Origin of the sequence: Streptomyces sp. NPDC058375 (assembly GCF_042723425.1) — a bacterium.
GTDB classification, from domain to species: Bacteria; Actinomycetota; Actinomycetes; order Streptomycetales; family Streptomycetaceae; genus Streptomyces; species Streptomyces durocortorensis.
In genome coordinates this window covers 1-11,970 of the sequence record NZ_JBHXJG010000224.1, presented here as the reverse complement: position 1 = coordinate 11,970, position 11,970 = coordinate 1, and the positions used below count along the sequence as shown (strand labels likewise).

Annotated in this window: 9 protein-coding genes; 6 read left to right on the top strand and 3 right to left on the bottom strand. The window is 72.1% G+C overall.

The genetic code is table 11. The annotated features are described in order from the left end of the window. Window positions 1–634: hypothetical protein (locus ACFWM7_RS27790; protein WP_383265412.1), on the bottom strand; the 634-nt coding region annotated here is incomplete at its 3' end. Between the two features lie 215 nt (window positions 635–849). Continuing rightward, on the bottom strand, window positions 850–3,021 hold the full coding sequence (locus ACFWM7_RS27785) for a RecQ family ATP-dependent DNA helicase (RefSeq protein ID WP_383265409.1): 2,172 nt from the start codon (window positions 3,019–3,021) through the stop codon (window positions 850–852). Between the two features lie 110 nt (window positions 3,022–3,131). Between ACFWM7_RS27785 and ACFWM7_RS27780 the strand changes: the two genes are divergently transcribed. Beyond that, window positions 3,132–4,511 (top strand): DUF4192 domain-containing protein, encoded by a 1,380-nt coding sequence (locus ACFWM7_RS27780; protein WP_383265406.1) that lies wholly within the window; start codon window positions 3,132–3,134, stop codon window positions 4,509–4,511. Window positions 4,512–4,577: 66 nt separating this feature from the next. Here ACFWM7_RS27780 and ACFWM7_RS27775 read toward each other — a convergent pair whose 3' ends face one another. Continuing rightward, window positions 4,578–5,138 (bottom strand): pyridoxamine 5'-phosphate oxidase family protein, encoded by a 561-nt coding sequence (locus ACFWM7_RS27775; protein WP_383265418.1) that lies wholly within the window; start codon window positions 5,136–5,138, stop codon window positions 4,578–4,580. Window positions 5,139–5,285: 147 nt separating this feature from the next. Between ACFWM7_RS27775 and ACFWM7_RS27770 the strand changes: the two genes are divergently transcribed. The 5 genes from ACFWM7_RS27770 (at window position 5,286) to ACFWM7_RS27750 (ending at window position 11,871) form a co-directional block, all read left to right on the top strand. Beyond that, window positions 5,286–6,044 carry an NUDIX domain-containing protein gene (locus ACFWM7_RS27770; RefSeq protein WP_383265404.1) on the top strand — a complete coding sequence of 253 codons (759 nt, stop codon included), beginning with the start codon at window positions 5,286–5,288 and terminating at the stop codon, window positions 6,042–6,044. A gap of 145 nt (window positions 6,045–6,189) precedes the next feature. Then, window positions 6,190–7,938 (top strand): ATP-binding cassette domain-containing protein, encoded by a 1,749-nt coding sequence (locus ACFWM7_RS27765; RefSeq protein ID WP_383265401.1) that lies wholly within the window; start codon window positions 6,190–6,192, stop codon window positions 7,936–7,938. Window positions 7,939–8,119: 181 nt separating this feature from the next. After that, the gene (locus ACFWM7_RS27760) at window positions 8,120–8,986 is read left to right on the top strand and encodes a FadR/GntR family transcriptional regulator (protein WP_383265415.1); all 867 of its coding nucleotides are present in this window, start codon (window positions 8,120–8,122) and stop codon (window positions 8,984–8,986) included. Window positions 8,987–9,310: 324 nt separating this feature from the next. Then, entirely contained in the window at window positions 9,311–10,858 is a 1,548-nt protein-coding gene (locus ACFWM7_RS27755; RefSeq protein ID WP_383265398.1) for an RNA polymerase sigma factor, read from the top strand. 182 nt (window positions 10,859–11,040) lie between these two features. Then, complete coding sequence (locus tag ACFWM7_RS27750) at window positions 11,041–11,871, top strand: S1 family peptidase (protein WP_383265395.1); 831 nt, start codon at window positions 11,041–11,043, stop codon at window positions 11,869–11,871. Window positions 11,872–11,970 lie beyond the last annotated feature (99 nt).

Sequence of the window (11,970 nt, the reverse complement as noted above, 5' to 3'; positions counted from 1 at the left end):
CCGCGGTGCGGCGCAGTGCCTCCACCGCTCCGCCGCCCGAGCGGGTCGGGGCGGCCAGGTGGTCGGCGACGGTGTCGGCCAGGAGCGAGGGCTCCGACAGCGAACTGGGCCGCCGCCCGCCCCTTCCCTCACCGAGCACCTGCCAGCCCCCGCGGGTGAGCGTGATGTAGGCACCGCAGCGCAGCCCGTGCAGCGTGCAGGCGTCCCTGAGGCCCCACATCCACGCACCGTCCTCCTCGGTCCACCGCTCGTCGCCGTCACGGCAGTAGAGGAGTACGGCCGTACGGACCGGAGTGCGGCGGCGCAGATCGTGCGGGATGACCCGCCGCAACTGCGCCAACAGGGCGTTGCGGAACTCCCAGCCGTCCGCGGGCACTGTCGCCCGGCGGGCGAACGAGGCGCTCGCCGTGAGCCGTTCCTCATGGTCGAGGACCGCGACCACGGCGGTGGCCGGAGTCGGCCGGTGGCGGGAGTGCAGCCCGCCGACGACCTCCCGGGGGCTGCGCAGCAGGGGTATCCCCGCCGAGGCCCACTCCGCTGGTTCGAGCATTCGGGCAAGGCGGTTGACGGAGTCTGCGGAAACCGCGGACGCCGCTGTCGAAGTGGCTGTGGTCGGGGCGAATCCGAAGGTCACGGTCCTCCCTTCGCTACGCGCCCACGGTGCGGGCAGGGTCGAGTGAGGGCGCGCCGCGGCACAGCCCTTCCGGGCCCGACGAGAACTGTGCGGGGGCGCTTCCCATCCTCCCTGGCCTACCGGCAGGCGGCAACGAGCAATTACTGCGGCTGACGGGAATCAGCCGGAATGACACTGATATCCCTGCCCAGACCCGCCCGGGATGACTCCCCCTGTCACCCCTGAACCGCGAGGACCAGCGGAAACACCCCCTGGGCTCCGGCCCGCCGCAGCAGACGCCCCGCCACGGCCAGGGTCCAGCCGGTGTCCGACAGATCGTCCACCAGCAGAACGGGGCCGTCGGCCGCCGCCAACGCCGCCGCCAGCTCCGGCTCCACGACCAAAGCCTCGTGCAACGCCCGCACCCGCTGGGCGCTGTTGGTCTGGGACATCCGCGCCTCCTCCGAGCCCGGCGCGTAGGAAACCGTCCCGAGCAGGGGCATCCGGCCGATCTCGGAGATGCGCCGGCCGAGCGATTCGACCAGTTGCGGCATGCGGCGGGAGGCGACGGTCACCACGCCGACCGGCCGCGGAGCGGCGTCCGCCGCGCCGGAGGCCCAACCGCCAGGCCCCTTCGCCCAGTCGGCGAGCACGGTGACCACGGCGTTCGTGACGTCGTCCGGCACCGGAGCGTCCGGGGCCTGCGCGGCGAGCATGGGGCGCAGCCGGTTGCCCCAGCCGATGTCGGAGAGCCGGCCGAGCGCCCGGCCGGTGAAGGACAGTTCGCCCGCGGGGATACGCCCCTTGAGCTCGATGCCCACCGCGGGCAGACCGGTGGGCCACATCTTGCGGGGCTCGACCTCGACACCGGGCCGGCCCAGCTCGGTGCGCGCTCCGTCCAGGGCGGCGGTGGAGACCTTGTCGTCGAAGCGGGCGCCCGCGCAGTTGTCACAGCGACCGCAGGGCGCGGCCTCCTCGTCGTCCAGGCGCAGCCGCAGGAACTCCATCCGGCACGCCGTCGTCGAGGCGTAGTCGCGCATGGCCTGCTGCTCGGCCTCCCGCTGCCGGGCGACCCAGGCATAGCGCTCGGCGTCGTAGACCCAGGGAGTGCCGGTGGAGGTCCAGCCGCCCTTGACGCGCTTCACGGCGCCGTCGACGTCCAGCACCTTGAGCATCGTCTCCAGCCGGGTCCTGCGCAGATCGACCAGAGGCTCCAGAGCGGGGAGCGAGAGGGGCCGCTCCGCGTGGGCCAGAACGTCCAGGGTGCGCCGCACCTGCTCCTCGGGAGGAAAGGCGACGGAGGCGAAATACTGCCAGATCGCCTCGTCCTCCTTGCCGGGGAGCAGCAGCACCTCGGCATGCTCCACCCCGCGCCCCGCACGCCCGACCTGCTGGTAGTAGGCGATGGGGGAGGAAGGAGAGCCCAGATGCACGACGAAACCGAGGTCGGGCTTGTCGAACCCCATGCCCAGCGCGGACGTGGCGACCAGCGCCTTGACCCGGTTGGCCAGCAGATCGTCCTCGGCCTGCTGTCGGTCGGCGTTCTCGGTCCGCCCGGTGTACGAGGCCACCGGGTGCCCGTTCTGGCGCAGATAGGCGGTGACCTCCTCGGCCGCCGCCACGGTGAGCGTGTAGATGATGCCGGAGCCGGGAAGTTCACCGAGATGGTCGCCCAGCCAGGCCAGCCGGTGCGCCGCACCCGGCAGTCGCAGCACGCTCAGGCTCAGGCTCTCCCGGTCCAGCGGCCCCCGCAGGACCAGTGCGTCGGTGCCGGCCCCGGTGCCCAGCTGCTCCGCGACGTCCGCCGTCACGCGGGCATTGGCCGTGGCGGTGGTGGCGAGCACCGGCACCCCGGTCGGCAGATCGGCGAGCATCGTCCGCAGCCGCCGGTAGTCGGGCCGGAAGTCGTGCCCCCAGTCGGAGATGCAGTGGGCCTCGTCGACCACCAGGAGCCCGGTCGCCGCAGCCAGCTTCGGCAGCACCTGGTCGCGGAAGTCGGGGTTGTTGAGCCGTTCGGGGCTCACCAGCAGGACGTCGACCTCGCCCGCCGCCACCTCGGCCTGGACGCTTTCCCACTCCTCGGTGTTGGACGAGTTGATCGTGCGGGCGCTGATCCCGGCCCGGGCGGCAGCCGCGACCTGGTTGCGCATCAGCGCAAGCAGCGGTGAGACGATCACGGTCGGGCCGCTGCCCTGCGCGCGGAGCAGCGACGTCGCCACGAAGTAGACGGCGGACTTGCCCCAGCCGGTGCGCTGCACGACCAGCGCCCTGCGCTTGTCGGCGACGAGCGCCTCGATGGCCACCCACTGGTCCTCGCGCAGCACGGCCGTACCGGTGGCATCGCCCACCAGGCGGGCGAGGACGGAATCGGCCGAAGCCCTGAGCGCTGCACGATCTGCGTTGGTCATGCCCCCATGCAACCCGATGACCACGACAAACCGCGAACGACGACGCGAGCCTGTGGATAACGTTATCCACAGGGGTCGCGGGATTCGGCGGGGCGCGGGACCGTCGAGCCATGAACAAGCACCACGAATCCACCGGCCCCGCCGGGGAACAGCAGATCACCCTGCGCGGCCCCGCCGAGCTCGCCGACGCCCTCCCGTATCTCATGGGCTTCTATCCCAACGACAGCGTCGTGATGGTCGCCCTGCACGGCGGCCGGGGCCGGTTCGGCGGCCGGCTCCGCCTCGGAATTCCGCAGGCGCCCGGCGAATGGGGGCCGGTCGCCGACCAGTTGGCGGAGTGCCTGGTCTCGGGGAGCGAGCGCCGTGAAGGACGGCCCGACGCGATCGTCCTCTTCTTCTGCCAGGACTCGCCGGACGGTGCGGGCGGCCGGCAGACGATGGAGCGGCTCAGGCCGTTCGCGCAACGTCTGCGCACGGCGTGCGGAGCGCTCGACGTGCCCGTCCTCGAAGCCCTCTGCATCTCCGACGGCCGTTACTGGTCCTACTGCTGTCCCGACCCCCGATGCTGCCCCGACCAGGGAAATCCCCTGGCCATGCCCGGCACTACGGTGATGGCCGCGGCCGCCACCTACGCGGGCGTCCACGTCCGGGGCACGCTGCGCGACATGGAAGCGCGGCTCCAGCCCCTGCGGACCCCGGTAGCCGTGCGGGCGCAGGAGAAGGCCCTGGACAGGGTCGGGCCGGCGTTGCTGCCGAGGCTTCTCGACGAGCGGGCCAGGCGGGAGGTCGCGGCGGAGACCCTCCGGCTGGCGCGCACGCTCATGGACCGCATCGAGGAGGCACAGCCCGCGCCCCCCGCGCTCTCGGACGCCGGGGACGACCAGTTGATCGACTCCGACGAGGCCGCCGCCCTCATCCTCGGGCTCCAGGACCGCGAGACCCGGGACAGGGCCGCCGCCTGGATGGAGGGGCCGGAAGCCCAAGCGGCCCTGCGGCTGTGGCGGACGCTGGCGCGGCGCTGCGTCGGACCGTACGGCGAGCACGCCGCCGCTCCGCTCACCCTGGCGGGCTGGGTCTCCTGGTCCACCGGCGACGAGCCGGGCGCGCGGGTCGCCCTGGCCCTGGCGCTGCGCGCCGATCCCGACTACACGTTCGCCCAACTGCTGCACCGGGCCTGCAACGAGGGGCTCGATCCGGAGGCTCTGCGCCGGTGCCTGCGCGAGGCGGCCGAAGAGGACACGGGCGTCGGCGCCGAAGCCGCGGATGCGGTGGTGGACACCGTCGCCGACCGGGGTGCCGTTCCCCTGCACGTCCGCAAGGTCCGCCCGCTGCCCGGCGGGGGCGGGCGCCGAGGGCGCGCTCCTCGGCCTCCGGGCACCGAGCGCGGGAAGGCGTCATCCGGCTCGGCCCGCCCCCGGACCCCGGTGACCGGGCGGCGGACACGCGACGCCCGGCGGTACGGCCGGCGCGGCAGCAGGACGCGACGATGAACTGGACCCTGCCCGGCCGAGGAATCGGCGTGGGAGCCGGTGAAGGGGCAGGCGAAAGCCGTCCGGCTAGCCTGCCGGCCGGCCGGGGTCCGTGCCTTCGGCCCCGGGATCCGTGCCCTCGCCCCGCCTGGTCCAGAACTGACGCGGCGCGAACCCCTCGCGCCGCAGCCAGTGTTCCGTGTAGACGATCCGTTGAGCCTCGAGAACCACGAGAGGACCCGACGGGGGCTCGTCGAGCGAACGCGACCGCTCGACATGGTCGGACTGCCAGCGGAACGCAGGCCAGTAGTGCTCGAAATCCCGGTCCTTCTCGGACAGCAGACGGGCACGCCCGAAGAGTTGGGCCCCTCGGCTGCTGGCCTGCCCGACCAGCGGAGCGAAAACTCCCACCGACACCCGGGCGTCCGAGGCCAGGTTCCGCATCTTCGGCGACCCGGGGGCGGTGCTGAACATCACCGCGAAGTCGAGGTGGAAGTACCGCACCGGCGTCGCGAGCGGCCCTTCCGGACCCGCCGTCGCGAGCACGCACATGTTCTGCGACGACAGCAGGTTGAGTATCCGCTCCTCCAGACGCTCTCGATCCAGACGCTTCTTCGGGGACGGGCCGGCGAGCCACGGGTTGGTCATAGGCATGACCGACTGTCCCACTGAACGGCCGCTCCGATCCCACGGTGGCCCCCTGCGCCGCGACGCATTCCGAACCGTGAGACATGGACCGATCACGAGCATGCTGAAGGGAGTGTTTATCGTCAGGCAGACGACTATGATCGCGGCATGCCGCCCTACGACCCGTCGACCTTCCCGCCCTTCGCAGTCACCGTCGACCTGGTCGTGCTCACCGTGCGCCGTCACGCGCTCTGCGCGCTGGTCGTCCGCCGCGGAGAGACCCCGTTCCAGGGCCGATGGGCGCTGCCCGGTGGTTTCGTCAGGCTGGACGAGGACCTGGAGTCCGCGGCAGCGCGGGAGCTCGTGGAGGAAACAGGCCTCTGCGCGCACGACCCGGCGAAACCGGCCGCGGGCAACGGCGCACATCTGGAGCAGCTGGCCACCTACGGCGATCCGGCGCGCGACCCCCGGATGCGGGTGGTCAGCGTCGCCCATCTCGCCCTCGCACCGGACCTTCCCGCGCCCCGGGCGGGCGGTGACGCCAACAGTGCGCGCTGGGCGCCGGTCGAGGATCTGCTGCACCCCGGCACCGGGCGGGAGGGCGATCAGGCGGCTGAGCTGGCCTTCGACCACGCGCGGATCCTGGCCGACGGGGTGGAGCGGGCCCGCTCCAAGATCGAATACTCCTCGCTGGCCACGGCGTTCTGCCCGCCGGAGTTCACGGTCGGCGAGCTGCGCCGGGTGTACGAAGCGGTGTGGGGCGTGGTCCTCGATCCCCGTAACTTCCACCGCAAGGTCACCGGAACGCCCGGATTCCTGGTGCCTTCCGGTGGGACGACCACGCGGCAGGGCGGCCGGCCCGCGCAGTTGTTCCGATCCGGGTCGGCCACGGTGCTCAATCCGCCGATGCTGCGACCCGAGGTCTGAGCCACCGGGCATTCCACCGCGATGGCCCTGCGGAACGCCTGTCGGCCCGCCCCTGCACCAAAAGTCTGAAATGTCGCGTTATGTTGCTGCGGTACCCCCTTGCCGCCGAGCGGTCTCACCTTCCGCGAGAGACGCGAGAGAAGCGATGCTTCAGGCCATCGGACTCACCAGCACCCCCCGTCGCGACGCCCCGCCCGCCGTGAACGATCTGACCTTCGAGGCTCCCCCCGGCCGTGTCACGGCCCTGCTGGGCGCCCCCCGCTCGGGCAAGACCACGGCCCTGCGGCTGATGCTCGAACTGGACGCCGGGCGGGGCGTCGCCTACTTCCGGGGACGGCCACTGCACCGCATCGCCCACCCGGCACGGGAAGTGGGCGTGCTGCTCGGTGACGTACCGGGCCATCCGTCCCGGACCGCCCGGGGCCAGCTCCGTATGCTCTGCGCGGCCGCGGGCGTGCCCGCCACCCGGGCCGACGAGGTGCTGGAGGTCGTCGGTCTCGCCGGCCTCGGGGACCAGCGCCTGGGCACCCTCTCGGTGGGAATGGACCGCCGGCTCGGCCTCGCCTCCGCCCTCCTCGGAGACCCCCACACCCTGATCCTGGACGAACCGGCGGAGGGGCTGTCCCCACGGGAGAACAGCTGGCTGTACGGGTTGCTGCGCGCGCACGCGGCCCAGGGCGGCACGGTCCTCCACACCACCGGCGACCCCAAGGAGGCGGCCCGCACCGCCGATCGCGTCGTCACCATCGGCGGTGGACGCCTCGTCGCCGACCAGGACGTCACCGACTTCGCCCGCACCCGGCTCCGGGCCCGGGTCGCCGTCCGCACCCCGCACGCGGCCCGGCTGGCGGCCGTGGTCAGCCGGGAGGCCCGAGCCGCGCAGCGCTCCGTCGAGGTGGTCGAGGAAGCGAGCGGCCGACTGACGGTGTACGGCAGCAACTGCGCGGAGATCGGCGACACCGCCTACCGGCACGGCGTCCCCGTGCACCGGCTCGCCGACGAGATCGGCGACACCGGACCCGCCACCCCCGCGGAGGCCGGGGCCGGAGCCGGGGGAGCGGAGCGGGGCGATGCGGCCGCCGCCCTGTCCGAGCTGCCGCCCCCGATCCGGGTACGTCCCGCGCGCGGCCCCCTGCGCCCCCTCCGGTACGAACTGCGACGCTCGCTCGGCGTCCGGACAACGACCATGATCATGGCGGCCGTTCTGGTGGTGTCGGCCGCCGTGTCCGTCCTGCTCGCCCGCACCGACGGCACCGCGCTTCCCCGCGTGCTCGCCGCCTGGCCCGCTCTGCTGCCGCTCCCTCCCGCCGCGCTCGGCGCGGGCCTGCTGGGCGCGCTGTCCTTCGGGGACGAGTTCCGCTATCCCGCTCTCGCCGCCGCTCGCGGCACCGTGCCCCGGCGGCTCGGGCTGCTGCTGGCCAAGCTCACCGTGACCGCGGGCTTCGCCCTGGTGCTCGCGGGCCTGGCCCTGGTGTGCGGAGCGCAGAGCCTCCGGCTCGTGTACGGACCGGACTTGATCGAGGTCCCTTCGAACACCTTTGCGCTGGGGGTGAGTTGGGCCGGCCTGAGCGTCGGCTGCGCCTGGGCGGGGCTGCTGGCCGCCGGCGTCTTCCGGGTGGCCGGGGCGGGCATCGCCGCGGTGCTGGCCGTACCGGTGCTCGTCGTTCCGCTGGTGCAGAAGATCTTCGCGGTGCCGTCCGCGCGTTCGGTCGCCGGCCTCCCGGGCCGACTGCGCGAACTGGCCGGGTGGCAGCTGCCGCAGGAGGCGGACCACTGGATCCTGGCCGTCGCGCGGGTGGTGGCGCAGCCCGTCGGGACCGCACTCGCCCTGTCGTTGTCAGCCCTGATCTGCGCATATCTGTTCACCAGCCTTCGCGGAAGGGCACGTTGGTGATCGCCGCCGTCCCGCGTCGAGGAGAGGAGCCCGCAACTCCCTGAGAAATGACTGATTTGTGTGGATATGGCGTCAATTGCGGAGCGAGCGCCGATCACCCTTTCGTGTGCTTTTCACCAAAGACCTCAAGGGGTGGGCGAGCCGCGCCGACAAAGGATGCGTGAGTACCCTTGCGCACACCATGATGACCGCCGCCCGCTCCGCCGATTCCGGCCTGGCCGGCTCGGGCGAACTCGACCGCTACCCCTATACGGAGGCGTCGGCCGGCGAGCGTGCCGCCACCCGGGCCTGGGGCGGTGCCGATTCCGAGCTGGGACGGGCGAGCCGACGGGGTTCGGCCAGCCGGGGACGCGGTCTCCACGGCCAACTCGTCCAGCAGCTGGGCCAGATGATCGTTTCCGGTGACCTCGGCGCGGACCGCCCCCTCGTTCCCGAGGAGATCGGCCAGCGGTTCGAGGTCTCCCGTACCGTCGTACGCGAATCCCTGCGCGTCCTCGAAGCCAAGGGGCTGGTCAGCGCGCGCCCCAATGTGGGGACGAGGGTCCGCCCGGTCAGCGACTGGAACCTCCTGGATCCCGACATCATCGAATGGCGGGCCTTCGGTCCCCAGCGTGACGACCAGCGTCGTGAGCTGGCCGAGCTCCGCTGGACCATCGAACCGCTCGCGGCCCGCCTCGCGGCCGGGCACGGCAGGGACGACCTCCAGCAGCGGCTCGGCGACATGGTGGAGATCATGGGGCACGCGATGGGGCAGGGGGACGCGATCACCTTCTCCCGTGCCGACGCGGAGTTCCACGCCCTGCTCATCCAGGCCGCGGGCAACCGGATGCTCGAACACCTTTCCGGCATCGTCTCGGCCGCCCTCCATGTCTCCGGCGGTCCCGTCACCGGTTGTGACCGTCCCGGCGAGGCCTCGCTCGCCCACCACGCGCGTATCGCGGACGCCCTGGCGTCGGGCGATGCCGGGGCCGCCGAGACGGCCATGCGTCAACTGCTCGTCGTCCACCCCGACGTCGAGCGGGTGGTCCCCGCGCCGCGCGAGCACTGACCGGGGCGAGGCCGGGACGTGTGGGCCCGATGCCGCCGGGCCGCACAGGTCCGGCGGCACAATGGAGGGGGATGCGACCTTTCATCCCGTTCGTCGCGAATGAGGTGTGACTCGGGCCACGCGTATTGGCCGTAACACTCCTCGAAGCAGCGCGATGACCTAAGAGGTGAGCGCAGCGGAAGGAATACAGCAGCCCTTGGGCACGCTGTTTCAGTTCTGAGGCCAAACCCGCGCCGTCGACGACATCCCCAGTCGGCGGTCGTCGGTTCCAGCCCCCTCCAGGGCAGGGCCGGAAGCCGTTTCCATCGTTCCGAGAGGTTGTTCGTGTCGGCCAGCACATCCCGTACGCTCCCGCCGGAGATCGCCGAGTCCGAGTCTGTGATGGCGCTCATCGAGCGGGGAAAGGCTGATGGGCAGATCGCCGGCGATGACGTGCGTCGGGCCTTCGAGGCTGACCAGATTCCGCCAACCCAGTGGAAGAACGTTCTGCGCAGCCTCAACCAGATCCTCGAGGAAGAGGGTGTGACGCTGATGGTCAGTGCCGCGGAGTCGCCGAAGCGCGCCCGCAAGAGCGTCGCAGCGAAGAGCCCGGTCAAGCGCACCGCCACCAAGACCGTCGCGGCGAAGACCACCGTGACCAGGACCGTCGCGGCCACCGCCGCCCCGGCGGCCGAGAGTGCGGACGCGGTGGCCGACGACGCCGTCGCGGCTGCTCCGGCAAAGAAGGCGGCGGCCAAGAAGACCGCTGCCAAGAAGACAGCCGTGAAGAAGACGGCGGCCAAGAAGACCGCCGCGAAGAAGTCCGGCAAGCAGGACGACGAGATCCTCGACGGCGACGAGCCGGTCGAGGAAGTCAAGGCCGGCAAGGGTGAGGAAGAGGAGGGCGAGGGCGAGAACAAGGGCTTCGTCCTCTCCGACGACGACGAGGACGACGCACCTGCCCAGCAGGTCGCCGTCGCCGGCGCCACCGCCGACCCGGTCAAGGACTACCTGAAGCAGATCGGCAAGGTTCCCCTCCTCAACGCCGAGCAGGAGGTCGAACTCGCCAAGCGCATCGAGGCCGGTCTCTTCGCCGAGGACAAGCTGGCGAACGCCGACAAGCTCGCTCCGAAGCTCAAGCGTGAGCTGGAGATCATCGCCGAGGACGGCCGCCGGGCCAAGAACCACCTCCTGGAGGCCAACCTCCGGCTGGTGGTCTCCCTGGCCAAGCGCTACACCGGCCGCGGCATGCTCTTCCTGGACCTGATCCAGGAGGGCAACCTCGGTCTGATCCGCGCGGTCGAGAAGTTCGACTACACCAAGGGCTACAAGTTCTCCACGTACGCCACCTGGTGGATCCGTCAGGCGATCACCCGCGCCATGGCCGACCAGGCCCGCACCATCCGTATCCCGGTGCACATGGTCGAGGTCATCAACAAGCTCGCGCGGGTGCAGCGCCAGATGCTCCAGGACCTGGGCCGCGAGCCCACCCCGGAGGAGCTGGCCAAGGAACTCGACATGACCCCCGAGAAGGTCATCGAGGTCCAGAAGTACGGCCGCGAGCCGATCTCGCTGCACACCCCGCTCGGCGAGGACGGCGACAGCGAGTTCGGTGACCTGATCGAGGACTCCGAGGCCGTCGTCCCGGCGGACGCGGTCAGCTTCACGCTCCTCCAGGAGCAGCTTCACTCGGTGCTCGACACGCTCTCCGAGCGTGAGGCCGGCGTGGTCTCGATGCGTTTCGGTCTCACCGACGGTCAGCCGAAGACGCTCGACGAGATCGGCAAGGTCTACGGCGTGACGCGTGAGCGTATCCGTCAGATCGAGTCGAAGACGATGTCGAAGCTTCGCCACCCGTCGCGCTCCCAGGTGCTGCGCGACTATCTCGACTAGATCGCCGCGCGACTGGATCGCCGAAGTCCGGAGCGCTGAATACCGGATAGTGGAAGTTTCACCGGCCGAGGGCCCGGAACCCCCCAGGGGATCCGGGCCCTCCGGCGTGTCCCCGGGGGCGGACGCGGACCGGCTGGATCACGCTGGGTGAAACGTTTATCACCTCAGCGTCAGGAGCCTCCATGCCCCGTCCCGTCGTCCGTGCCCTGACCGGGGTGCTCGCCCTGACCGCCGCCGCGGCCGTGCTGCCCCTCGCCGCGCCCTCCGCGGCGGTGGCGGACAGCATCGTCGTCGGCGGACAGCCCGCCCCGGTGGCGGACAGCCCCTGGGCCGTGGCGCTCTCCAGCCGGGACCGGTTCGGAGGGGCACGCTCGGGGCAGTTCTGCGGCGGCGTGGCCGTGGCGCCCACGAAGATCCTGACGGCCGCCCACTGTCTGAGTGACGAGGCGCTCGGCGGACCGGCGAAGCGGGTGAAGGACCTGCTGGTCATCGCCGGCCGGGAGCGGCTGAGCGGTTCCGGCGGCCGGGAGATCCCGGTCCGGTCCATCTGGGTGAACCCGGCGTACGACCCCGACTCCAACGCCGGCGACGTCGCGGTGCTGACCCTGTCCCGCGCCCTGCCGAAGGGCGGGACGATCCCCATGGCCAGGAGCGGGGACGCCGCCTACCGTGCCGGGACCGCCGCGGACGTCTACGGCTGGGGCGATACGACGGGAAGCGGCACCTACGCCTCCGTGCTGCGCTCCGCGCGGATCCAGGTCCTGCCCGACAGCGACTGCGCGCGGGCCTACCCGGGAGGCCAGGAGGGTACGTACCAGGCCTCGGCGATGCTCTGCGCGGGCGATCCGGCGGGGGGCCGGGACGCGTGCCAGGGCGACAGCGGCGGGCCGCTGGTGGCCCGTGGGCGCCTCATCGGCCTGGTGTCCTGGGGCAGCGGCTGCGGGCGCCCGGGCAGCCCCGGGGTGTACACCCGGGTCTCCGCCGCCCTGGAGTGGGCCGCCGGCCGCATCTGAGCCGCGCCCGTCGTAGCCGCGCGGCTACCTCGGGCAGGCGAGGCGACGGCCCGCCCGGTGGGGAGGCGGCCGGCGGGCGGGCAGGGGCCGGGCCCGGGC

What these genes read in the sequence shown, in the direction of transcription:
- ACFWM7_RS27765 (WP_383265401.1), top strand. Translation starts at nt 6,190, where the DNA reads ATGCTTCAGGCCATCGGACTCACCAGCACCCCCCGTCGCGACGCCCCG.
- ACFWM7_RS27760 (WP_383265415.1), top strand. Translation starts at nt 8,120, where the DNA reads ATGATGACCGCCGCCCGCTCCGCCGATTCCGGCCTGGCCGGCTCGGGC.
- ACFWM7_RS27785 (WP_383265409.1), bottom strand. Translation starts at nt 3,021, where the DNA reads ATGACCAACGCAGATCGTGCAGCGCTCAGGGCTTCGGCCGATTCCGTC.
- ACFWM7_RS27770 (WP_383265404.1), top strand. Translation starts at nt 5,286, where the DNA reads ATGCCGCCCTACGACCCGTCGACCTTCCCGCCCTTCGCAGTCACCGTC.
- ACFWM7_RS27775 (WP_383265418.1), bottom strand. Translation starts at nt 5,138, where the DNA reads ATGACCAACCCGTGGCTCGCCGGCCCGTCCCCGAAGAAGCGTCTGGAT.
- ACFWM7_RS27750 (WP_383265395.1), top strand. Translation starts at nt 11,041, where the DNA reads ATGCCCCGTCCCGTCGTCCGTGCCCTGACCGGGGTGCTCGCCCTGACC.
- ACFWM7_RS27780 (WP_383265406.1), top strand. Translation starts at nt 3,132, where the DNA reads ATGAACAAGCACCACGAATCCACCGGCCCCGCCGGGGAACAGCAGATC.